General features: G+C 68.6%; 23 protein-coding genes. 11 read left to right on the forward strand and 12 right to left on the reverse strand.

Annotated elements, in window-relative coordinates:
- Positions 1-32 precede the first annotated feature (32 nt).
- Both ACFO27_RS05270 and ACFO27_RS05275 read left to right on the forward strand, forming a co-directional pair.
- Positions 33-1,271 carry a TIGR03862 family flavoprotein gene (locus ACFO27_RS05270; protein ID WP_376816336.1) on the forward strand — a complete coding sequence of 413 codons (1,239 nt, stop codon included), beginning with the start codon at positions 33-35 and terminating at the stop codon, positions 1,269-1,271.
- Positions 1,259-1,852 (forward strand): PIN domain-containing protein, encoded by a 594-nt coding sequence (locus tag ACFO27_RS05275; RefSeq protein WP_376816337.1) that lies wholly within the window; start codon positions 1,259-1,261, stop codon positions 1,850-1,852. The genes ACFO27_RS05270 and ACFO27_RS05275 overlap by 13 nt, the downstream gene beginning before the upstream one ends.
- A gap of 85 nt (positions 1,853-1,937) precedes the next feature.
- On the opposite strand, the gene ACFO27_RS05280 is transcribed toward ACFO27_RS05275, so the two are convergent.
- Both ACFO27_RS05280 and ACFO27_RS05285 read right to left on the reverse strand, forming a co-directional pair.
- The gene (locus ACFO27_RS05280) at positions 1,938-3,128 is read right to left on the reverse strand and encodes an acetylornithine transaminase (protein ID WP_376816338.1); all 1,191 of its coding nucleotides are present in this window, start codon (positions 3,126-3,128) and stop codon (positions 1,938-1,940) included.
- A gap of 58 nt (positions 3,129-3,186) precedes the next feature.
- Complete coding sequence (locus tag ACFO27_RS05285) at positions 3,187-4,083, reverse strand: EamA family transporter (protein WP_376816339.1); 897 nt, start codon at positions 4,081-4,083, stop codon at positions 3,187-3,189.
- Positions 4,084-4,278: 195 nt separating this feature from the next.
- Between ACFO27_RS05285 and ACFO27_RS05290 the strand changes: the two genes are divergently transcribed.
- Positions 4,279-5,151, forward strand: a complete 873-nt coding sequence (locus ACFO27_RS05290) for an MOSC domain-containing protein (RefSeq protein WP_376816340.1) — start codon at positions 4,279-4,281, stop codon at positions 5,149-5,151.
- Positions 5,152-5,153: 2 nt separating this feature from the next.
- Here ACFO27_RS05290 and dinB read toward each other — a convergent pair whose 3' ends face one another.
- On the reverse strand, positions 5,154-6,287 hold the full coding sequence (dinB, locus tag ACFO27_RS05295) for a DNA polymerase IV (protein WP_376816341.1): 1,134 nt from the start codon (positions 6,285-6,287) through the stop codon (positions 5,154-5,156).
- A 108-nt stretch (positions 6,288-6,395) separates the two neighbouring features.
- Between dinB and ACFO27_RS05300 the strand changes: the two genes are divergently transcribed.
- Positions 6,396-6,680, forward strand: coding sequence for a heavy-metal-associated domain-containing protein (locus ACFO27_RS05300; RefSeq protein WP_376816342.1), 285 nt, complete (start codon positions 6,396-6,398; stop codon positions 6,678-6,680).
- Positions 6,681-6,859: 179 nt separating this feature from the next.
- Here the strand turns inward: ACFO27_RS05300 and ACFO27_RS05305 are convergent, their stop codons facing one another.
- The 3 genes from ACFO27_RS05305 to ACFO27_RS05315 all read right to left on the reverse strand — a co-directional run bounded on the left by ACFO27_RS05305 (position 6,860) and on the right by ACFO27_RS05315 (position 8,627).
- A complete protein-coding gene (locus ACFO27_RS05305; protein WP_376816343.1) occupies positions 6,860-7,270 on the reverse strand; it encodes a hemerythrin domain-containing protein in 411 nt (136 codons plus the stop codon).
- A gap of 359 nt (positions 7,271-7,629) precedes the next feature.
- Positions 7,630-8,055 (reverse strand): organic hydroperoxide resistance protein, encoded by a 426-nt coding sequence (locus ACFO27_RS05310; RefSeq protein WP_043679176.1) that lies wholly within the window; start codon positions 8,053-8,055, stop codon positions 7,630-7,632.
- Between the two features lie 74 nt (positions 8,056-8,129).
- Complete coding sequence (locus ACFO27_RS05315) at positions 8,130-8,627, reverse strand: MarR family winged helix-turn-helix transcriptional regulator (RefSeq protein WP_376816344.1); 498 nt, start codon at positions 8,625-8,627, stop codon at positions 8,130-8,132.
- A 219-nt stretch (positions 8,628-8,846) separates the two neighbouring features.
- Between ACFO27_RS05315 and ACFO27_RS05320 the strand changes: the two genes are divergently transcribed.
- Both ACFO27_RS05320 and ACFO27_RS05325 read left to right on the forward strand, forming a co-directional pair.
- Positions 8,847-9,956, forward strand: a complete 1,110-nt coding sequence (locus ACFO27_RS05320) for an NAD(P)/FAD-dependent oxidoreductase (RefSeq protein ID WP_376816345.1) — start codon at positions 8,847-8,849, stop codon at positions 9,954-9,956.
- A gap of 130 nt (positions 9,957-10,086) precedes the next feature.
- Positions 10,087-10,383, forward strand: coding sequence for an antibiotic biosynthesis monooxygenase family protein (locus tag ACFO27_RS05325; RefSeq protein ID WP_376816346.1), 297 nt, complete (start codon positions 10,087-10,089; stop codon positions 10,381-10,383).
- Between the two features lie 46 nt (positions 10,384-10,429).
- On the opposite strand, the gene mnmE is transcribed toward ACFO27_RS05325, so the two are convergent.
- The 5 genes from mnmE to rpmH form a co-directional block, all read right to left on the reverse strand.
- A complete protein-coding gene (mnmE, locus tag ACFO27_RS05330; protein WP_376816347.1) occupies positions 10,430-11,803 on the reverse strand; it encodes a tRNA uridine-5-carboxymethylaminomethyl(34) synthesis GTPase MnmE in 1,374 nt (457 codons plus the stop codon).
- An 87-nt stretch (positions 11,804-11,890) separates the two neighbouring features.
- Positions 11,891-13,567 carry a membrane protein insertase YidC gene (yidC, locus tag ACFO27_RS05335; protein WP_376816348.1) on the reverse strand — a complete coding sequence of 559 codons (1,677 nt, stop codon included), beginning with the start codon at positions 13,565-13,567 and terminating at the stop codon, positions 11,891-11,893.
- Between the two features lie 118 nt (positions 13,568-13,685).
- Positions 13,686-13,922 (reverse strand): membrane protein insertion efficiency factor YidD, encoded by a 237-nt coding sequence (gene yidD, locus ACFO27_RS05340; protein ID WP_323026190.1) that lies wholly within the window; start codon positions 13,920-13,922, stop codon positions 13,686-13,688.
- Complete coding sequence (locus tag ACFO27_RS05345; RefSeq protein ID WP_376816349.1) at positions 13,919-14,275, reverse strand: ribonuclease P protein component; 357 nt, start codon at positions 14,273-14,275, stop codon at positions 13,919-13,921. Before ACFO27_RS05345 ends, yidD begins: the two co-directional genes overlap by 4 nt.
- Before the next feature lie 50 nt (positions 14,276-14,325).
- Positions 14,326-14,460 carry a 50S ribosomal protein L34 gene (gene rpmH, locus ACFO27_RS05350; protein ID WP_043679136.1) on the reverse strand — a complete coding sequence of 45 codons (135 nt, stop codon included), beginning with the start codon at positions 14,458-14,460 and terminating at the stop codon, positions 14,326-14,328.
- Positions 14,461-14,723: 263 nt separating this feature from the next.
- Here rpmH and dnaA point away from each other — a divergent pair, with 263 nt between their 5' ends.
- The 5 genes from dnaA (at position 14,724) to ACFO27_RS05375 (ending at position 21,487) form a co-directional block, all read left to right on the forward strand.
- Positions 14,724-16,142 carry a chromosomal replication initiator protein DnaA gene (dnaA, locus tag ACFO27_RS05355; protein WP_376816350.1) on the forward strand — a complete coding sequence of 473 codons (1,419 nt, stop codon included), beginning with the start codon at positions 14,724-14,726 and terminating at the stop codon, positions 16,140-16,142.
- Positions 16,143-16,149: 7 nt separating this feature from the next.
- Positions 16,150-17,262, forward strand: a complete 1,113-nt coding sequence (dnaN, locus tag ACFO27_RS05360) for a DNA polymerase III subunit beta (protein ID WP_376816351.1) — start codon at positions 16,150-16,152, stop codon at positions 17,260-17,262.
- Positions 17,263-17,311: 49 nt separating this feature from the next.
- Positions 17,312-19,765 (forward strand): DNA topoisomerase (ATP-hydrolyzing) subunit B, encoded by a 2,454-nt coding sequence (gene gyrB / locus ACFO27_RS05365; RefSeq protein ID WP_376816352.1) that lies wholly within the window; start codon positions 17,312-17,314, stop codon positions 19,763-19,765.
- Positions 19,766-19,987: 222 nt separating this feature from the next.
- The gene (locus ACFO27_RS05370) at positions 19,988-20,974 is read left to right on the forward strand and encodes a YXWGXW repeat-containing protein (RefSeq protein ID WP_376816353.1); all 987 of its coding nucleotides are present in this window, start codon (positions 19,988-19,990) and stop codon (positions 20,972-20,974) included.
- A 15-nt stretch (positions 20,975-20,989) separates the two neighbouring features.
- On the forward strand, positions 20,990-21,487 hold the full coding sequence (locus ACFO27_RS05375; RefSeq protein WP_376816354.1) for a GNAT family N-acetyltransferase: 498 nt from the start codon (positions 20,990-20,992) through the stop codon (positions 21,485-21,487).
- A 71-nt stretch (positions 21,488-21,558) separates the two neighbouring features.
- Here the strand turns inward: ACFO27_RS05375 and ACFO27_RS05380 are convergent, their stop codons facing one another.
- A complete protein-coding gene (locus ACFO27_RS05380; protein ID WP_376816355.1) occupies positions 21,559-22,572 on the reverse strand; it encodes a substrate-binding domain-containing protein in 1,014 nt (337 codons plus the stop codon).
- Positions 22,573-22,579 lie beyond the last annotated feature (7 nt).

Raw genomic sequence — 22,579 nt, forward strand, 5'->3', positions numbered from 1 at the left:
ATGCGCGACGCGGGCTTTCAAGGACGACTCCTTTGCAATCGAATCCGATTGCCGTGATCGGCGGCGGCCCGGCCGGACTGATGGCGGCTGAAACACTGGCGGCGGCGGGCGCGCGCGTCGATCTCTACGACGCCATGCCCTCGGTGGGGCGCAAATTCCTGCTGGCCGGGCGCGGCGGACTCAACCTGACGCATGGCGAACCCCTGCCCGCATTCCTGTCCCGCTACCGCGAACACACGCCCTGGGTGGAATCCTGGCTGGCCGATTTCGGCCCGCAAGCCCTGCGCGACTGGGCACAAGGCCTGGGGGTGGACACGTTCGTCGGCACTTCGGGGCGGGTCTTTCCCGCCGCGATGAAAGCCGCGCCGCTGCTGCGCGCCTGGCTGCATCGCCTGCGCGCGCAAGGCGTGCGCATCCACGCCCGCCACCGCTGGACGGGGTGGGATGAGTCAGGACAACTGCGCTTCTCCACACCCGCGGGCGAAACGAGGGTCGAGGCGGATGCCGTCATCCTGGCCTTGGGCGGCGGCAGCTGGTCCCGCCTGGGATCGGACGGCGCATGGGCGCCCATGCTGGCGGAAAAAGGTGTGGACGTCGCGCCGCTGCGGCCCGCCAACTGCGGATTCCAAGCGGACTGGAGCGCGCATTTCCAGGAACGCCACGCGGGCGAGCCCCTGAAATCGGTCGCCGCCCGTGTACTCGACACGGCCTCGCCGGACAGCGGCGGGAACGCCCCCTGGCGGCGCGGCGAGATCATGTTGACCCGGGACGGCCTGGAAGGCGGACTGGTCTACGCCTTGTCCTCGGACCTGCGGCAGGCGCTGGACCGCACCGGCGAGGCCGTGCTGGCCATCGACCTGCTGCCCGACCGCGATGCCGCCTGGGTGGCCGGGCAGGTCATGTATCCGCGCGGCGCCAAGTCCTTGTCCAGCCATCTGCGCTCGCGCCTGAACCTGCACGGGGCCAAGGCCGGCCTGCTGCGGGAATGCCTGGGCAGGGATGACTACGCCGATCCCGCCCGGCTGGCGGCGGCGATCAAGCGGCTGCCCGTGCGGCTGACCGGCATGCGCCCCATGGACGAGGCCATCAGCACGGCGGGCGGCGTCCGCCGGCAGGCGATGGATGAACGGCTGATGCTGCTCGCCCTGCCGGGCGTCTTCTGCGCGGGCGAGATGCTGGACTGGGACGCCCCCACCGGCGGCTACCTGCTGACCGCCTGCTTTGCCGCAGGCCGCGCCGCAGCCCGGGGAGCGCTGGCTTGGCTGCATTGACGCCGCCCTTGACGACGCCCACCATCCTGGTGATGGACGCCTGCGTCATGATGTCCGGCCTGCAACGCCGCCTGATGCTGGCGCTGGGCGCATGCGGCCTCTTTCAACCCGCCTGGAGCGAACGCATCGGCGACGAATGGCGGCGCAACGCCCGGCGCATCTGGGACATTCCCGCCGCAAGCCTGCAAGCGGACTGGGACGCCATGCAGTCCGCCTTTCCCGGCGCCATGGCGCATGAAGTCGATCAATACGAACAGGGGCTGCGCTACAGCGATCCCAAGGACTGGCACGTCGTCGCCGTCGCCCGGGAAATGCGCGAACGGCATCCCGGCAGTCCGGTGGAAATCCTGACGCTGAACCTGAAGGACTTCAACCGCTCCGAACTGCGCCGCCTGGGCCTGTCCGCGCTGACGCCGGATCGCAAACTGGCGGCCTGGTGGCCGACGCACGAAACGCGGATCCGCCGGGCGATCGCCGAACTCGATGCCGCCGACCCGCCCCCGGGCCGCCCCCGCCTGCCCATGCGCGAGCGGCTGGGCCGCGAACGCCTGCTCCAGCTGAACCGCCTGCTGTCGGCCTGAAGCGTGTGCCGCCGCGGACACGCCCTGCGCAAGAGGCGGGCGGGTTCGCGGCCGGAATGGGGAAGGATCGTCGAAGAACCCTGACTCAGGCGCGCGCCTTCGTGATCAGGTCGTCCAGCCAGGCCAGCATGGTATCGATCTCGTCGGCCGTCACGTTCAGGGCCGGCATGAAGCGCAGCAGGTTGCCGCGCGGCGCGTTCAGCAGCAGGCCTTCCGGCGCGCGGTCGCGCGCGGCCTGGACCAGCGCCGGGCCATCGTCGCGGTCCATCACCAGCGCGCGCAGCAGGCCCTGGCCGCGCTCGCCCTTCATGCCCCATTTGTCCGACAGCGCCGTCAGGCCGGCCGACAGCTGCCGCCCCCGGGCGTTGACCTCGTCCAGGAAGCCCGGCGCCGTCAGCGTGTCGAAGATCGCCACGCCCACCGCCGTCATCAGCGGATTGCCGTTGTAGGTACCGCCCTGGTCGCCATGCTCGAAGCAGCAGACGGCCTCGCGCGCGCACAGCGCCGACAGCGGCACGCCGCCGCCGATGCCCTTGCCCAGCGTCATGATGTCAGGCTCGACGCCGGCGTGCTGGTAGGCGTACAGCCGCCCCGTGCGGCCCATGCCGCTCTGGACCTCGTCCACGATCAGCAGCAGGCCGCGTTCGCGGGTCAGCGCGCGCAGGCCCTGCATGAATTCGCGCGTCGCGGGGATCACGCCCGCCTCGCCCTGGACCGGCTCCAGCATCACGGCGACCGTCTGGTCGTCGATCAGGGCGCGCACCGAATCCAGATCGTTCAGTTCGGCCTTGGGGAAGCCGTCGACCTGCGGCGCGAATTTCCTGTCCCAGCCGGCCTTGCCCGAGGCCGACATGGTCGCCAGGGTGCGGCCGTGGAAGCTGTGGTCGAAGGTGATGATCTTGTAGGCGCCCTGACGGTGCAGCTGGCCCCACTTGCGGGCGAGCTTGATGGCGCCCTCGTTGGCCTCGGCCCCGCTGTTGGCGAAGAACACGCGGTCGAAGCAGGACGATTCCACGATGCGGCGGGCCAGGTCGATGGACGGCTGGTTGTAGAAGGCCGGCGAAGGATTGATCAGCAGCCGCGACTGGCGCGTCAGGGCCTCGATCATGGCCGGATGGTTGTGGCCCAGACAGTTCACGGCCCAGCCCTGGATGAAATCCAGGTAGCGCTTGCCGGTGTGGTCTTCCAGCCAGGATCCCTGGCCTCGGACGAACACCAGCTCCGGACGCGAAGTGATTTCCATCAGGGCGTTCAGCCCGGCGCGATCGATCGACATGAGTGCAGATTCCTGAAAACGTGAGTCCCGGCGGCATGGCGCCGCGCAAACCGATATTCTAAGACGGACGCAGGGCTTCCCGGACCTTCGCGGCCCAGCGTCCCCCAAACAGGTTCACCGCCAGTCCGATCAGCACCACAAGTCCGCCCACCCACTGCAGCGGGCCCAGCCGTTCTCCCAGGAACCAGTCGGCGCACAGCAGCCCGACCACCGGGATCAGCAGGCTGAGCGGCGCGATGCGGGCGACCGGGTGGCGGGCCAGCAGCCGCCCCCACAGCACGTAGCCGATCAGGGTCGCGATCCCCGACAGATAGGCCACCGCCCCTACCGCGCGCCAGCTGATGTGGACCAGGCTGTCCACGATCCGGTCCGGCCCTTCGAAGACGAACGACAGCAGCAGAAACGGGATGGGAGGCAGCAGGGCGCCCCACACCACCATCGACAGCATGCGGACCTGTCCCGCGCACTTCAGCACCACATTGCCCGAAGCCCAGCTGAAGGCCGCAGCCAGGGTCAGCAGGAAACCGACCAGTGGCACCGCCGTCTCGCCGCCCGCGCCCAGGTCCAGCAGCGCCAGGCCGGCGGCGGCCAGACCGATGCCCAGGACGTGATGCGGGCGGACGGCCTCGCCCAGCACCAGCGCGGCGATCGCCACCGTGAAGAAGGCCTGCGCCTGCAGCACCAGGGACGCCAGGCCGGCCGGCATGCCCAGGTAGATCGCCAGGAACAGGAAGACGAACTGGCCCAGGCAGATGGTCAGCCCGTAGCCGGCGACGTAGCGCCAGCGCACCGCCGGCCGGGGCACGAAGAACACCGCCGGAAAGGCCACGAACAGGAAACGCAGGGCGCCCAGCAGCATCGGCGGGATCTCGTCCACGCCCACCTTGATGACAACGAAATTGGCGCCCCACACCACGATGACGACCAGGGCGGCCAGGATGTCTTTCAAGGGCATGGAATCTCTCGCTTCGAGGCTTCGGAGGCGCAAGGATGCGCGGATCCTGCATGCTACGGCATTTCAGGCCTGCATGAACGGGCGGCGGGGCCGCGCGCCGGCGGAACCGTGCCCCGGCCGGCGGCGCGCGGATGCCGACGGGCCGGCGCTCCCGCCTTAGAATGTCACTCTTTCTCCCCTCACCGGCAGACCTCCATGCGCCTGGCCATCCACAGCCTGTACAGCTACCCCGTCAAATCCTGCGCAGGCATCGCCCACGAACGCGTCCGCGTCACCGGATCCGGCCTGGACTTCGACCGGCACTGGGTCGTCGTGGACGCCCGGGGCGTCTTCATGACCCAGCGCCAGCACCCCCGCATGGTGCTGATCCGTCCCGAACCCACCGCGGACGGCCTGTGGCTGCGCGCGCCCGGCCAGGCCGACTGCTTCGTGCCGCAGCCGCCCGCGCAGGCCGAGGCCGTGCCGGTCGCCATCTGGGGCACGCCCACCCTGGGCGCCGACCAGGGCGACGAGGTTTCCGCGTGGCTGAGCGCGTTCATCGGCGTACCCTGCCGGCTGCTGCATCTGCATCCGCAGGCTCGCCGCCTGGCCAGCCTGCCGCACGTCACCCGCTGGATCCAGACCCACCCCGACTGGCCGCAATCGTTCCTGCCGGTGGACCGGCACGCCTTCGCCTTCGCCGACGGCTTTCCCTTCCTGGTGACCAACCTGCATTCGCTGGAAGAACTGAATGGCCAGTTGGGCGCCCAGGGCATCGCGCCGGTGGACATGATCCGGTTCCGCCCCAACATCGTGCTCCAGGGCCTGGAGCCCTACGACGAGGATCACCTGGCCGGGTTCCGCACGGGCGGCGCCGGCTTCGCCTTCGTCAAGGCCTGCGCCCGCTGCCCCATCCCCAACGTGGACCCGCTGACGGGCGGCACGGCGGCCGAACCGGGCCGCACCCTGGCGCGGCACCGGCAGTTCGAGCAAGGGGTGCTGTTCGGCATGAACGCCGTCGCAGCCCTCCCGGACGGGGAGACCTGGCTCCAGACGGGCGACGCCATCGAGCCCGAATACGATTTCTGAGATCAGTACAGGTCCAGCTGCACCGGATGCGGCCGCCCGTCCGCGTCCGCCGGTTCCAGCTTGCTGACCCGCACGCCCAGCAGTCTCAGGCGCCGCTCCAGCGGCACCCGCTTCAGGCACTGCCCCGCGGCCCGGTGAATGGCCCCGGCATCCCCGACCGCCTCGTCCAGCGTCAGGTCGCGCGTCACCACCCGGAAATCGTCGAAGCGCAGCTTGATGCCCACCGTCGCCCCGCGCACGCCCTTGCGGGCCAGGTCTTCCGCCAGGCGCTCGCACAGATCCAGGAAGATCCGCGACAACAGCGGCCGGTCGCGGCGCACGTGCAGATCCCGCTCGAACGTCGTTTCCCGGCTGAGGGACTTGGGCTCGGATTGCGTCACCACCGGGCGGTCGTCGATGCCATGCGCCACGTCCAGCAGCCACTGCGCCGTACCCAGCCCGAAATGCCGCTGCAACAGCGCCGGCGCGGCCTGCGCCAGCTGGCCGACCGTCTCGATCCCCAGGTCCCGCAGCTTGCGCGTGGCCTTGGGGCCGATGCCGTTGACCTTGGACACCGGCAGCGGCCAGATGCGCCGTTCCAGATCGCCCGGACCGATCAGCGTGATGCCGTCGGGCTTGTCCAGGTCCGAGGCGATCTTCGACAGCAGCTTGTTCGGCGAAACGCCGATCGAACAGCTCAGCCCCGTGGCCTCGCGCACCGCCCGCTTCAGGGCGCGGGCCAGTTCGGCGGATTCCCCGGGCTGATCGGTCAGGTCGATGTAGATCTCGTCGATGCTGCGGTCCTCGATGCGAGGGGCGATCGCCGCCACGGCAGCCTTGAACAGCCGGGAATAATGGCGATAGGCCGGGAAATCCACCGGCAACAGCACGGCGTCGGGCGCCAAGCGCGCGGCCTTCATCATGCCCATGGCCGAATGCACACCCAGCGCGCGGGCCTCGTAGGTGGCCGTCGTGATCACTCCGCGCCCGACGTAGTCCCGCAGCCGGGCGTATGTCCCATCCTCGCTCCGGCGGCCGCCCCCGCCGATCACCACCGGCTGGCCGCGCAGATCCGGATGGCGCAGCAATTCCACGGACGCGTAGAACGCGTCCATGTCCAGATGCGCGATACGGCGGGCGGGGGATGCGGCGGGCATGGCACGAAAAGGCGACGACCCTGCTATACTAGCCGGCCTAGAAGATGTATTTCAAATAGATCTATAACCCTGCCCTCGTCGAGGGCATTCCCCGCTTGCGAGGACCCCATGGAAGCAGCAACCCTGAAGCGTTCTTCCCAGAAAACCGCCACCCTGCGGCTGGTCGGCCTGCGCGGCCCGTCCTGCGCCGACGCGGTGGACCGGGCCCTGGCCGCCGTGCCCGGCGTCTCCGAAGTCACGGTCTCCCTGGCCGACGAAAAGGCCACCGTCACCTTCGACACCGCCCAGGTCTCCGTCCAGCGCCTGCAGGTCGCCGTCCAGGACGCCGGCTACGAGGCCCTCAAGCCCGTCCACGGCGAAGACGGCAACTGCTGCGGCGGATGCGGGGGATGAGACAGGACATGGAATAGCCCCTGCGGGCTATTCCATGCCTGTCGAATCCGAGCGGCTTGCAAGCCGCAAGGTGGAGGGATGCCGCAAGCCAAGAGCGGTCCCTGCGGACTGCCCCGTGCCGGAATTATCGGAGCCACCTGCAGGTGGCGACGTGGAGGGATGCTCCGGCTTGAGAGCCCCTACAACGCCTCGACCCGCGGATAGAATTCGGTGTTCTCGCGCTGGATCCTCCGATGCAGCGCCTTGAGCACCGTGTTGCAATCGTTTCGGAAGCCCTCCGGGTCGCCCCCGAGCGCCGACTCCGCGCCCCAGCGCTCCACGAAGCGGCCGAACCCGTCGGCCAGCGCCGTCATTTCTTCCCGGTATTCCCGCGCCAGGCGGGCGATCTGCCCATCGGGCCGCTTTTCCAGACGCGGATAGAGAATGTCGTTCTCGATCGAAAGATGCAGGGCGACCTTGGACTTCATCAGCCGGATCTCACGCGCCAGCCCCGAGGCGTTTTCCGCGACGCCGGCCGCGGCCAGTTCGCGCATTCGATGAATGATCTGCAAAATCTGGACATGCTGCTGCTTGAAGCGTTCGATATCCATGGAGCACCTGTTTTCGTGTGGGAAGGCGATCAGGGGTGTCGTCCGGTCCGTTCGCATGCGCGGGCCGGACGAGCGCACACTAGCACGGCCGCTTTTGCGGCCACCACATTTCCCACCACGACCGTAATGTCTTTGTATGCGGCAGACGGACCATGCCGCGGAGCAGCATGAAAACGCCGGAACGGCCCCGCCGGACCTGAAGCAGCACGGAACGCACAGCAAAAAAGCGGCCGGTTGAACACCGGCCGCCTTCGTCCGCATCCGCATCCGCATCCGCATCCGCATCCGCATCCGCATCCGCATCGCGGCGGAACGATCGCCTCGCGACCGTTCCGCCATGACCCCATGCGCCTGCGGGCTTACTGCACCGTCAGCTTGACGTCCACGTTGTTGCGCGTGGCGTTCGAGTAGGGGCACACCACATGCGCTTTCTGCACCAGGCCTTCCAGCGTGGCGCGATCCACGCCGGGGGCGGAGATCTTCAGTTCCACGGCGATGCCGAAACCGGTGGGGATGGGGCCGATGCCCACGGAACCGGACACCTCGGTCGCGTCGGGCAGCTTCACGCCGTCCTTGCCCGCGACCAGCTTCAGCGCGCCCAGGAAGCAGGCCGAATAGCCCGCGGCGAACAGCTGTTCGGGATTGGTGCCGTCGCCGCCGGCCCCGCCCAGTTCCTTCGGCGTGGACAGCTTGATGGCCAGGCGGCCGTCGGACGACTTGGCGCTGCCTTCGCGGCCGCCGGTGGCCGTGGCGTGGGCCGTGTAGAGAACGTTTTCGACTGTCATGCTTGGACTCCTTGTGGTGCGATTCCAGGGAGGCCGCCGGCACCACGATCGGCGACGTCCCGTGAACGGGCCGGTCAGTCCGGCGCCGCGCGGTTTTCCAGGGTTGCGGACGCGGCCAGCAAGTGCGCGCGCAGCTCTTCCAATTCGGCCTTCAGCACCCGGGCGTGGTCGGGCGAACAACCCGTGGCGCACAACACGCCTCGCGGAATATCGCCGGCACGGTGCCAGAGATCGCGCCCCGCCTGGGTCAGCGTCACCCGCACCTGGCGCTGGTCATCGGCCGCGCGATCGCGGCGCAGCAGGCCCATGGCCTGCAGGCGCTTGAGCAGCGGCGTCAGCGTGGCCGAGTCCAGGTACAGGCGTTCGCCCAATGCCGTGACCGTCGTCCCGTCGGCTTCCCACAGCACCAGCATCACCAAGTACTGCGGATAGGTCAGCCCCAGGTCCGCCAGGTGCTTCCGGTAGATCTTGCCCATCGCCAGCTGCGCCGAATACAACGCGAAGCAGAGCTGCGCATCCAGCGTCAGGCTGGCGGGCGATGTGGCGGCGAAGGATTGAGCGGGGCGATTCATGGCCTTATTTTATATAGCGCGCTATTTAATAGCAAGCTATATTCTTAGAAGGGGATCCAGGCGGTGGATATTCCAGGCAGCGAACGGGCCGCGTGCGCGAGCGGACACACATGGCCGACCCGCCAGCCGGGGCCGGGCCGCCGCACCGCCGCGCGCACCGGGCGCGCCACCGGCAAAGCGGCGATACACTGCCCCGCATACACTCGCAAGGAACTCACCATGACGGACCGTATCGACTGCGTCGTCATCGGCGCCGGCGTCGTCGGCCTGGCCGTGGCGCGCGATTGCGCGCGGGCCGGTCTGGAAACCCTGGCGCTCGAGGCCGAATCCGCCGTCGGCACCGCCACCAGCGCGCGCAACAGCGAAGTCATCCACGCCGGCCTCTACTACCCGCGAGGTTCGCTCAAGGCCCGGCTCTGCGTCCAGGGCCGCCAGGCCCTGTACGACTACTGCGCATCCCACGGCATCGCCCACCGGCGCTGCGGCAAGCTCATCGTCGCCACCCGCGACGAACAGACCGACGCCCTGCGGCGCATCGGCGCGGCCGCCGAAACCAACGGCGTGCACGACCTGCGCTGGCTGGACGCCAACCAGGCGCGGACACGCGAACACGCGCTGCGCTGCGTCGCCGCGCTGGAATCGCCGTCCACCGGCATCATCGACAGCCACGGCCTGATGCTCGCCCTGCTGGGCGATCTGGAATCCGCCGGCGGCCTGCTGGCCCTGCGATCCCCCGTCCTGTCCGGCCGGGTCCTGAGAGACGGCATCCTGCTGCGCGTCGGCGGCGACGAGTCCATGGAGCTCATCGCCCGCCACGTCGTCAACTGCGCCGGCCTGCATGCCCAGGCCGTGGCCGCCACGATCGACGGCCTGCCGTCCGCCAGCATCCCGCCCGGACGCTACGCCAAGGGCAACTACTACGCCCTGTCGGGCAAGGCGCCATTTTCCCGCCTGATCTACCCTGTCCCCGAACCCGGCGGCCTGGGCGTGCACCTGACCCTGGACCTGGGCGGACAGGCCCGCTTCGGCCCCGACGTCGAATGGATCGACGCCATCGACTACAGCGTCGATCCCGCCCGCGCCGACGGCTTCTACGCCGCCATCCGCCGCTACTGGCCCGACCTGCGCGACGGCGCCCTGCGCCCCGACTACGCCGGCATTCGTCCCAAGCTGGCCGTGCCCGCGGGCCAGGACGCCGACTTCGTCATCCAGGACGTCCGCGCGCACGGCGTCCCCGGCCTGGTCAACCTGTACGGCATCGAATCCCCGGGCCTGACCGCCTGCCTGTCCATCGCCGGCGAGGTGATGCGCCGGCTGGAAGCCCCCTGAACCAGCGCCCACCGCCCCACCCGCCCGGAAACGCCCCAGGCGGGCGTCGGCCCGGGCATCGACCGGCATGGCGCATGACACGGTGCATAATCATGGCATCGTCCTCAACCTTCACCCACAGGAACCCGAAATGATCCGCGAAATGGCCCACATCACCGTGAAACCCGGCTCCCAGCCCGACTTCGAGGCCGGCGTCCGCAAGGCGCTGCCGCTCTTTCACCGCGCCCGGGGCTGCAAACGCGTCGAGCTGCACCACATCATCGAAAAGCCCGAGCAATACGTGCTGATGGTGTATTGGGAAACGCTGGACGACCACATGGTCCATTTCCGCCAGTCGGAAGATTTCCAGGCCTGGCGCGGGCTGGTCGGCGGGTTCTTCGAAAAGGCGCCGGAAGTGGTGCACTCGGAAGTGACGATCGAGGAATAAGCGCCGCCGGCCGCAGCGGGGCGGGCATCCGGCACACCGCCTCCATCTACTTCCCGATGCAAAACCGAGAAAAAATCTCCCCCAGCAGATCATCGCTCGTAAATTCCCCCGTGATCCCGCACAGCGCCTCGTGCGCCAGGCGCAGTTCCTCGGCGAACAGGTCCAGCACCTGATCGCTGTGCGCGGCATGCCCGGCGGCGGCCTGCAGATGCCCGCGCGCCTCCTCCAGCGCATGCACGTGCCGTTCGCGCGCCAGCCAGGGGGACTCCGTCCCCGGCGTCCAGCCGGCGATAGCCAGCAGCCGGGCGCGCAACATATCCAGCCCGGCGCCCGTGTGCGCGGAAATCAGCAAGGGCGCACCATCCCCCCCCGGAACCGCGACACCCATACCCGGCTCTAGCAGATCCGCCTTGTTCCACACCCTCAGCACCGGCACGCCCGCCGGCAATCGCCGCACGATCTCCGCGTCCAGCGGGTCATCCGGATGGCGCGCATCCTGCAGGTGCAGGATCACCTGGGCGCGGGCGATCTCGGCCCAGCTGCGCTCGATGCCGATGCGCTCGACCGTATCCTCGGTCTCGCGCAGGCCGGCCGTGTCCACGATGTGCAGGGGGATGCCGTCGATATGGATCTGCTGCACGACCCGGTCGCGCGTGGTGCCGGCGATGGGGGTGACGATGGCGACGTCCTCGCCCGCCAGGGCGTTCAGCAGGCTGGACTTGCCGACGTTGGGCTGGCCCGCCAGCACCACGTGCAGGCCCTCGCGCAGCACCAGCCCCTGGCGGGCGGTGCGCAGGACGCCGTCCAGCGCGGCGGTCACGGCGGCCAGGCGCTCAGCGGCCTGGTACTTTTCCAGGAAGTCGATTTCCTCCTCGGGAAAATCCAAGGTCGCCTCGACCAGCATGCGCAACTGGACGATGCGCTCGCTCAGCGCATCGATCTCGGCGGAGAAGGCACCCGACAGGGACGCCATGGCGCTGCGCGCCGCGGCGGCGGAGCTGGCCTCGATCAGGTCCGCCACGGCTTCGGCCTGGGCCAGGTCCAGGCGGTCGTTCAGGAAGGCGCGCTGGGTGAATTCGCCCGGCTGCGCCAGGCGCAGGCCGATGTCCGCGCCCCGCGCCAGGCAGTCCTCCAGCACGCGCCGCAGCACGGCGGGGCCGCCGTGGCCCTGCAGTTCCAGCACGTCTTCTCCGGTATACGAATGCGGACCGGGAAAGAACAGCGCCAGCCCCTCGTCCATGGTCTCGCCGTGCCGATCCTTGAACGGCAGGTAATGGGCATGGCGGGGCCGCAGGGCCCGTCCGAACAGGCGCCGGGCATAGTCCGCCAGATCGGGGCCCGAAAGGCGCAGCACGCCGATTCCGCCCCGGCCGGGGGCCGTGGCGATGGCGACGATGGGGTCGGTGGAAAAGGCACTCATGCGATCACCGGAAGCGGATGTCGGTCTCTTCAAAACAAAAACGGCGCCCCGAAGAGCACCGTTCAGAAGGCAAGACGCAGTCTAGCATCAGCTCGATGCCGCGGCCGCCTTTTCCCGGTCCAGCCGCACCATGATGATGCGCTGCTGGATGATGGAAACGATGTTGTTCACGCACCAGTACAGCACCAGGCCGGCCGGGAACATGAACATCATCCCGCCGAACACCAGCGGCATGATCATCATGATCTTGGCCTGGGTCGGATCGGGCGGCGTCGGGTTCAGCTTGATCTGCAGGAACATCGTCGCCATCATGATCGCCGGCAGGATGAACCAGGGGTCGCGCACCGACAGGTCGTGGACCCACAGGATCCACGGCGCGCCGCGCATCTCCACGCTGCCCAGCAGCACCCAGTACAGCGCGATGAACACGGGGATCTGCACCACCATCGGCAGGCAGCCGCCCAGCGGATTGATCTTCTCCGTACGGTACATCTCCATCATGGCGGCGTTCAGCTTGGCCTTGTCGTCGCCGAACTTTTCCTTCAGGTGCTGCATGCGCGGAGCGACCAGCTTCATCTTCGCCATCGAGCGGTAGCTGGCGGCCGACAGCGGGTAGAACACGGCCTTGATCAGCAGCGTCAGCACCACGATGGTCCAGCCCCAGTTGCCCAGCAGCGAGTGCAGCCAGGTCATGAACTTGAACATGGGCTTGGCGATGATCGTCACCCAGCCGTAGTCCACCACCAGTTCCAGGCCCGGCGCCACGGCGCTCATCGCCCGCTGGTCCTGCGGGCCGACCCACAGGTTGGCCTCGACCGAGCGCTGGGCGCCCGGAGCGATGGTGCCGACCTGCTCGATGGTGCGGATGGCGTACAGGTTGTCCGCTAGGCGCAGCGCCTGGTTGGTGCGCACCGTGCCCTGGGGCGGCACCCAGGCGCTGGCGAAATAATGCTGCACGATGCCGATCCAGCCGTTGTCGGCCTGGTGGATGTAGCTGGCCTTGCCCTTGGCGATCTCGTCGAACTTCACCTTCTGGAACTTGTCTTCCGACGAATACACCGCCGCGCCCGTGAAGGTGCTGTAGAAGCCCGAGGTGTTCGGGGGATCGTTGCCGTCGCGCGTCAGCTGCAGGTACAGCGAAGGATCGATCGGCTGGTCGCCCAGGTTGGTGATGTCGTGGCGCACGCGGATATCGTAGCCGTCGCGCGGCACGATGAAGGTCTTGACCACCTTCACCTGGCCGGCGGTGGCCTCGAAGGCGATCTCCACCGTGTCGCCCTTGGCGACGGGCTCCGGCGTCACCAGCGAGAACGGCGTCAGGTGGGTCGGGTAGCCGCTGCCCTGCGGGGCGCCGACCACGCCGGTCTGGGCGACGTAGATGTCGCCCGGCTGGTCGTTCAGCAGGTACATCGGGGCGTCGTCGCCCTTCAGGGACTTGTAGCGCAGCAGCTCGGCCTGCACCAGCTGGGCGCCGGTGGTGTCGAAGGTCAGGTCGTAGACGTCGGTCTTGAGGTGGACCTTCTGCCCCTGGGGCTCGGTGGACGAGCCCGGCACCGTCGCGGGTGCCCCGGACTGGGCCGCGGCGGCGGCCGGCACGCCGGTGGACGGATGGCCGTCCTCGGACTTGGCGGTCTTGGACTGCTCGGCGGCGGGCGGCGTCAGGGAAAACAGCGACGGATGGCCCTGGTAGACCTGCCAGTTGTTCCACAGCAGCAGCAGCGAGAAGGAGAAGATCATCCAGAGGATGGTGCGTCGAATGTCCATTGGCGCCTGTTTATTCGTATGGGTTCGGAGCAAAAGCTCATCAGTTTAACGTAGCAATCCTGACTGCGGCCCTAAGGATGCCCTGAACAAGTCCCTGTCGGGAAACGGAATGCCGGAATCACGGACGATCCGCGCCGCGCGCGGGCGGGACCGGATCGTGGCCGCCCTGGCACCAGGGATGGCAGCGGGCGATGCGCCGCGCGCCCAGCCACAGCCCCCGCGCCACCCCGTGGGTCTCGATGGCCTCGATGGCGTAGGCCGAGCACGTGGGGGTGAAGCGGCACTGCTGGCCCACCCAGGGGCTGAGGAAGTACCGGTAGAAGCGGATCGGGGCGATGAACAGCGCGCGCATCATGACGCGATCCGCGCCAGCAGGGCGTCGGCCTCGGCCCGGACCTGGCGCTTCAGGGCGGTCAGGCCGAGAGCGGGCGGGCGGTTCACCAGCCGGAACACCAGGTCCCCGTCGGGCAGCGCGCCCCGGCGCAGGCGGAAGGCTTCGCGCAAGACCCGCTTGATGGCGTTGCGGGTCACCGCCAGGGGAGCGTGGCGCTTGGGCACCACCAAGCCCAGCCGGGCGGGGCCTTCGGCCGGCCCGCGCGGGCCGGATACCACGAACAAAGCCCCTCGGGCGATACGCCGCCCCTTCAGGGCAGCCGCGTATTCCGAGGGGCGATGCAGCCGGGCCGCCGGAGGAAAAGCGGTTGGCATGGCGATCGTTCCGGGGCCGCGCCGGGCGCGGTGCGGCCCCGCAAGGAAAATCAGACGGCCAGGCGCTTGCGGCCCTTGGCGCGGCGGGCGCTCAGGACGGCGCGGCCGGCACGGGTCTTCATGCGCACGCGAAACCCATGGGTGCGCTTGCGACGGGTAACGGAAGGCTGGAAAGTGCGTTTCATGGTGGATCCAAAAGAGCTCGGGGCAAATGGCCAGGGGCAGGCCCGGGGCGATGTCAAGACCGCCGCACGGCCGACACCCCGGGGTGAAACCGACAGGCACAATCTGCCCACGGCATCGAAAAGCCCATTATTTCATCAAATTCTCGAAGCCGTGTCAATCACTTGGACACATTCGCCCGCCCGCCAAGCCCGCGCGGCACGGTCGGGCTGTGGATAACTTCGGGCGGGAAAGGGTAGAATCGAGGTTTCGCACGATGACCCCTATGAATGAATTCTGGCAGTCCTGCGTCCAGAGACTGGAACAGGAGCTCCCCCCGCAACAGATCAACGCCTGGATCCGGCCCCTGGTGCCCCTCGACTACGACGAGGAACTCGCGGTCCTGAGGATCGGCGCGCCCAACCGCTTCAAGCTCGACTGGGTCCGCAAGAACTTCTCCACCCGCCTGGAATCGATGGCCTCCGACTGGTATTCCCAGGCGGTGCAGGTCCAGTTCGAACTGGCCGCCCCGGCCGGCCGTCCCATGGCGCCCGCCGCCCGGCCCGCGCCGACGCCGTCCGCCCCCATCCGGGCCGCCGACGCCGTGGCCGCCGCGCCGGCCGTGGCCGCGGCGCCCCAGCCCGCCCCCGTCCAGGCCGCCACCGAAGACTCCATCCAGGACCACTCCCGCCTGAACCGGGACCTGACCTTCGACAACTTCGTCATCGGCAAGGCCAACCAGCTGGCCCGCGCGGCGGCCATGCAGGTCGCCGAGAACCCCGGCGTGTCCTACAACCCGCTGTTCCTGTACGGCGGCGTCGGCCTGGGCAAGACCCACCTGATCCATGCCATCGGCAACGCCCTGCTGGCCAGCGGCGCCAGCACGCGCGTGCGCTACGTCCACGCCGACCAGTACATTTCCGACGTGGTCAAGGCCTACCACCGCCGCGCCTTCGACGACTTCAAGCGCTACTACCATTCGCTGGACCTGCTGCTGATCGACGACATCCAGTTCTTCGCCGGCAAGAACCGCACCCAGGAAGAATTCTTCTACGCCTTCGAGGCGATGGTGGCCCAGCGCAAGCAGATCATCATCACCTCGGACACCTACCCCAAGGAACTGTCGAACATCGACAACCGCCTGATCTCGCGCTTCGACTGGGGCCTGACCGTGGCGATCGAGCCGCCCGAGCTCGAAATGCGCGTCGCCATCCTGCTGCGCAAGGCCCAGGCCGAGCGCATCGTCATGCCCGAGGAAGTCGCCTTCTTCATCGCCAAGCACCTGCGCAGCAACGTGCGCGAACTCGAGGGCGCCCTGCGCAAGGTGTCGGCCTACGCCAACTTCCACGGCCGCGACGTGCTGACCGTCGAAGTCTGCAAGGAAGCCCTGAAGGACCTGCTGTCAGTCTCCAACAGCCAGATCACGGTGGAGAACATCCAGAAGACGGTGGCCGATTTCTATAAAATCAAGGTCGCCGACATGTATTCCAAGCGTCGGCCCGCGAACATCGCCCTGCCCCGTCAGATCGCCATGTACCTGGCCAAGGAACTCACCCAGAAGAGCCTGCCGGAAATCGGCGACCTGTTCGGCGGGCGCGACCACACCACCGTGCTGCACGCGGTGCGCAAGATCACCGACCTGCGCGCCAAGCAGACCGAGCTGAATCACGCACTCCACGTACTCGAGCAAACTCTCAAAGGATGACAAGAAGATGCAACTCATTCAAGCGACCCGCGATGCCGTGCTCAAACCCCTGACGATGGTGGTGGGGATCGTCGAACGGCGCAACACGCTGCCGATCCTGGCCAACGTGCTGATCCGCAAGCAGGGCAGCCAGCTCGAGTTCCTGGCCAACGACCTGGAAGTCCAGATCACCACCCGCGCGGACTTCGGCGTGGGCGACGAGGCCCAGGCCACCACCGTGGCCGCCCGCAAGCTGCTCGACATCCTGCGCGCCCTGCCCGAATCGGGCGACGTCCGGCTGTCCCTGGACGAGGCCAAGCTCACCGTCCAGGCCGGCCGCAGCCGCTTCGCCCTGCAGACCCTGGACGCGGCCGACTACCCCACGGTCACCCAGGCCGAACAATGGTCCGCGTCCTTCTCCATGCCCCAGAAGGCCCTAAAGAACCTGTTCAACCAGGTGCACTTCGCCATGGCCCAGCAGGACATCCGCTACTACCTGAACGGCCTGCTGCTGGTGCTCGAACCCGGCCGCGTGCGGGCCGTGGCCACCGACGGCCACCGGCTGGCCCACGGCGGCGTCGCCGTCGAAGGCCAGGAATCCACTCTGGACGTGATCATCCCGCGCAAGACGATCCACGAAATGCAGCGCCTGCTGTCCGACGACGAACAGGCCGCCGTACGGATCGACGTCGCCGCCGGCCAGATCCGCTTCCGCTTCGACGAAATCGAGGTCGTCTCCAAGCTGGTCGAGGGCAAGTTCCCCGACTACCGCCGCGTCATCCCCGCCGGCTACACCCGGCACTTCGACATCGCCCGCGACGTCCTCCAGGCGGCCCTGCAGCGCACCGCCATCCTGACGACCGACAAGCTCAAGGGCGTGCGCCTGCAGCTGGGCGACAACCTGCTGCGCCTGTCCTCGTCGAACGCCGAGCAGGAAGAGGCCCGCGAAGAACTCGAAGTCGACTACGCCCAGGAATCCCTGGACGTCGCCTTCAACGTCAGCTACCTGCTCGACGTGCTGTCCAACATCAAGACCGACTCCGTGCGCTGGTCCGTCCAGCCCGACGCCAACGCCTCCGTGCTGATCACGCTGCCCAACGACGAGGAATTCAAGTACGTCGTCATGCCGATGCGCATCTGAGCGCCCTCCGGGCGCCCGCTCCGCCGACGGACTCAACCACAGGATTTTCATGTCAGACCTCACCTCCCAGAACACCGCGGCCGCCGGCTACGGCGCCGATTCGATCAAGATGCTCAAGGGCCTGGAAGCCGTGCGCAAGCGGCCCGGCATGTACATCGGCGACACGTCCGACGGCACCGGCCTGCACCACATGGTCTTCGAGGTCGTGGACAACGCCATCGACGAGGCGCTGGCGGGCTACTGCGACGACATCGTCGTCACGATCCACGCCGACAACAGCATCTCGGTCACGGACAACGGCCGCGGCATCCCCACCGCCATCCACAAGGACGACGAGCAGCACCGCAGCGCGGCGGAAATCGTCATGACCGAACTGCACGCCGGCGGCAAGTTCGACCAGAACTCCTACAAGGTCTCCGGCGGCCTGCACGGCGTGGGCGTGTCCTGCGTCAACGCCCTGTCCGAATGGCTGCGCCTGACGATCTGGCGCAACGGCGAAGAGCACCAGATGGAATTCCGGCGCGGCGAACGGGTCGCCCCGCTGGCCGTCACCGGGCCGACCGAGCGCACCGGCACCCGGGTCCAGTATCTGGCCGACGCCGAGATCTTCAACAACATCGACTACACCTACGAAATCCTGGCGCGGCGCCTGCGCGAGCTGTCCTTCCTGAACAACGGCGTGAAGATCCGCCTAGTGGACGAGCGTACCGGCCAGGACGAGAACCTGGCCTTCCTGGGCGGGGTCAAGGGCTTCGTCCAGTACATCAACCGCGCCAAGACCGTCCTGCACGACAACGTCTTCGCCGTGACTACCGAATCCGAAGCGGGCGGCGTGCGCGTCAGCGTCGAAGTCGCCATGCAATGGAACGACAGCTACGCCGAGACCGTGCTGTGCTTCACCAACAACATTCCGCAGCGCGACGGCGGCACCCACCTGACCGGCCTGCGCGCCGCCATGACCCGGGTGCTGAACAAGTACATCACCGACAACGAGCTGGCCAAGAAGGCCAAGGTCGACACCACCGGCGACGACATGCGCGAAGGCCTGGCCTGCGTGCTCTCGGTCAAGGTGCCCGAGCCCAAGTTCAGCAGCCAGACCAAGGACAAGCTCGTTTCCAGCGAAGTCCGCCCCGCGGTCGAGGAAGCCGTCAGCCGCACCCTGGAAACCTGGCTGCTCGAGAATCCCAACGACGCCCGCGCCCTGTGCGCCAAGATCGTCGAGGCCGCGCGCGCCCGCGAGGCCGCCCGCAAGGCCCGCGAAATGACCCGCCGCAAGAGCGTCCTGGAAGGCGCGGGCCTGCCCGGCAAGCTGGCCGACTGCCAGGAAAAGGACCCCGCCCTGTGCGAACTCTACATCGTGGAGGGCGACTCGGCCGGCGGTTCCGCCAAGCAAGGCCGCGACCGCAAGTTCCAGGCCATCCTGCCGCTGCGCGGCAAGGTCCTGAACGTCGAAAAGGCGCGTTTCGACCGTCTGCTGTCCAGCGAGCAGATCACCACCCTGATCACCGCCCTGGGCACCAGCATCGGGCCCGACTTCAACATCGACAAGCTGCGCTACCACCGCATCATCATCATGACCGACGCGGACGTGGACGGCGCCCACATCCGCACCCTGCTGCTGACCCTGCTCTACCGCCAGATGCCGGCGCTGATCGAGCGCGGCTACGTCTACATCGCCCAGCCGCCGCTCTACAAGGTCAAGGTCGGCCGCGAGGAACGCTACCTGAAGGACGACGCCGAGGAAGCCCAGTTCATGCTGCAGCTGGCGCTCAAGGACACGGAACTCACGCCCCGCGCCGGCGCCACGCCGATCGCCGGCGACGCCCTGATGGACCTGGCCCGCCAATACGTCACCGCCGACTCGGTCATCGCCCGCCTGGCGCGCACGCTGGACGCCGAGGCCCTGTCGGCCATGGCCGAGGGCGTGCAGCTCAGCCTGGTGGACGAGGCCGCCGCCCGCGCCAGCGCCGCCGCGCTGGAACAGGCCCTGCGCGACCCGGCCGATCCCCACGGCGTCCACGTGGAAGCCCAGTACGACGAGATCGAGGAAGCCTGGCGCCTGGCGGTCATCCGCCCGCACTTCGGCAACCTGCGCGTCAGCGTGTTCGACCGCCATTTCGTGCGCGGCGGCGACTACGCCGTCCTGGCGCGCGCCGCCAGGACCTTCCTGGGCCTGATGGGCGAAGGCGCCGTCGTGCGCCGAGGCGCCGGCGACAAGCTCAAGGAAAAGCCCGTCTCCGACTTCCGCGAAGTCATGCAATGGCTGCGCGCCGAGGCCGAACGCGGCATCAGCAAGCAGCGCTACAAGGGCCTGGGCGAAATGAACCCAGAACAGCTCTGGGAAACCACCATGGACCCGGCCGTACGCCGCCTGCTGCGCGTGCAGATCGAGGACGCCATCGCCGCCGACGAGATCTTCGTCACCCTGATGGGCGACAACGTCGAACCGCGCCGCGCCTTCATCGAGACCCACGCCCTGCAGGCGGGGAACATCGACGTGTAAAGCCCCATCCGGCCCACACGGGACGCGGGAAGACGGCGTCCCGAAACCAGATGAATCCTCGTCCGGTTTCGGGGCGCTTTCCATTCACAAATCGCAACCTATCTCCTTGAATCCTTGGTATTTGGCTCACACTCCGTCACTAAACTGGGTCCAGGTGTCAAACCATCAGGAATTCAGCGAGGTCGGATCATGAAGGCCATTCGGAACACATCGAAACACCGCATGGCGGCCCGCCTGCGCACCCTGTCGTTCGCTCTGGCCGCCGGCCTGGCGGCCGCCCCGCTGCTGATGCTGCCGGGGTCCGCAACAGCAGCCGTCAGCGTCGGCGTGGCGATCACCCTGGCCCCGCCGCCCCTGCCGGACGTGGTCCAGCCCGTCGCACCCGGCCCCGGCTACATCTGGACCCCGGGCTACTGGGCCTGGGGTCCGAACGGCTACTACTGGATCGACGGCGCATGGCTCGTCCCGCCCGCCGTCGGGCTGTTGTGGACCCCCGGATGGTGGGGCTGGTCCGACGGCTACTACCGCTGGCACAAAGGCTACTGGGGGCCGCAGGTCGGCTTCTACGGCGGCATCGACTACGGATTCGGCTATTTCGGCGTCGGCTACGTCGGCGGCCACTGGCGCGGCAGGGATTTCTACTACAACCGGGCCGTCACGAACGTCAACATCACCCACGTCCACAACGTCTACGTGGACAAGACGGTGATCCACAACGCCCCCCCGGACCGGCGCCACGTCAGCTACAACGGCGGCCAGGGCGGCATGCCGTCCCGGCCGACGCCCGAGCAGCGCACCTACGCGCGCCAGCCGCATCCGGCCAATGCGCCGGGACAGCATGAACCGGACAGGAACGCGCCCGCGCATGCCGGCGGTCCCGGCCCGGGCGCAACCCACCGTCCCGACGGATCGCGTCCGCCTTCCACGCCAGGCCGCCAGGAAACGCACGCGCCACGCCAACCACCGGGATCCTCCTGGCAGGCAGGTCCCGGTCCGGCCGCTCGGCCGGACCAGACCCGGGGAGAATTCCGCGAACGGCCGCAGGACCAGGTCCGGGCGGCGGGCCGTCCCGAAGCGGGGCGCCCGGATGCCGGTCCCGGCCAATGGCGCCGCGCCCAGGATGAGGGGCCTCGCGCCGAGGCCCGGGGCCGCGAAGACCGCGGCCGCCACGGACAGGGCGGGCCGGGGCGGGAAGAGCGCCACCGCTGATATGATGCCCGCATCATGATCCTGCGCACGCTGAATACCGCCGACCTGCCCGGCCTGGACGCCATCCAGACCCGCTGCTACGCCCCGTCCATGCTCGAATCGGCGGCCGTCTTCGCCGGCCGCCTGCGGGCCGTCCCGGACTGGATCTGGGGCATCCAGGACGACGAAGGCCTGTGCGCCTACCTGTTCACCTATCCGACGCGCCTGGGCCACCTGTCGCCCCTGAACGGCGACTTCCACCCGGCCCCCGACGGCGACACCCTGTACCTGCACGACCTGGCCATCCATCCCCGGGCGCGCGGCCGCGGATTGGCGCAGCGGCTGATCCGGCACGCCTGGGCCCGGGCCCGGACGGCCGGACTGCGGCACTCGGCGCTGATCTCGGTCCAGGATTCCGAACGCTTCTGGTCCGCGCACGGCTACCGTACCCGCATGGACCTGGACGACCGCCAGCGCGCCTGCCTGGCCGGCTACGAACAGCCGGCCCGCTACATGACGCGCGCGCTCGGCTGAAACCGGGCTTTCCGGATGCCGGCGCCGGACGATCGCCGGACGCTCGAAAAGCGGATGAAACCCGCTCCGTATCAGGCGCCCGTCGAGCGGCGCGCCACCAGGGCCGGCGCCGGAATGCCGACCGGCGGGTCCTGGGTCTCGTGTCCCAGCATCCGCAAGAGCCGCTGCACCGCGGCATGCGACACGGCGTCCAGATGCAGGTCCACGGCCGTCAGGGGCGGCTGGCACGTCCGGGCCCGCACGCCGTCGTGGCGGGTGGCCAGCAACAGGTCCTCGGGAACCCGCAGCCCGGCCTCGCCGATGGCGCGCAGGGCGCCGCTGGCGAAAGTATCGATCGGAATGCATAGCGCATCCAGCCGCGGATGCCCGGCCAGCAGCCGCGCGGCGGCCTGACGGCCGGCCTCCTCGCCTTCTTCCTCGGCCGCCAGGGCCACCACGGGCGCGAAGCCATGGGCCTCGGCCATCGCCAGGTAGCACTCGTGAAAGCTGCGCTGGGACGCCCGGCCGCTGGCTCCGAGGATCAGCCCCGGCCGCCGCGCGCCCGATTCGAGCAGATGCCGCAGCAGCAGGTCCGCCGCCGCCGCATGCCGCAGATCGATGTTGTCCGGTCCGGGCTCGCCGCCGACGGTGACGCAGGGCACCGCCTGCTCGTCCAGTTCGCGGGCGATCGGATCGTCCGGCGCGGGCTCGAGCAGGATGGCGCCATCGATGTCCATCAAGGCCAGGGGATCGCACTGGTCCATGGGCGGCGCGAGCAGGAGCACATAGCCGCTCAGCAAGGCTTTCCTGGCCAGGCCCATCGCCAGTTCGGTGAAGAACCCCAGCTGGGATTCCCCGGCCGAGACCGCGGCCGGCATGGAAGACAGCAGGGCGATCGCATGGGACCGGCCGGTCCGCAGGCGCTGGGCGCGCACGCTGGGGCGGTATTTCAGGCGGGCCGCCACGTCCTTGACGTGCTGGCGGGTGCGGGGATCCACCTGGCCGATCCCGTTCAGGGAATGGGAGACGGTCGTAGGCGACAGGCCCGCTTCGCGGGCGACGTCGGCGATGGTGACTCGTTTGTGCGTGCGATGGTCGTTTGTCACGGCGAAA

The sequence above is a fragment of the Castellaniella denitrificans genome, assembly GCF_042653765.1.
In the GTDB taxonomy this organism is placed as follows: Bacteria; Pseudomonadota; Gammaproteobacteria; order Burkholderiales; family Burkholderiaceae_B; genus Castellaniella; species Castellaniella denitrificans.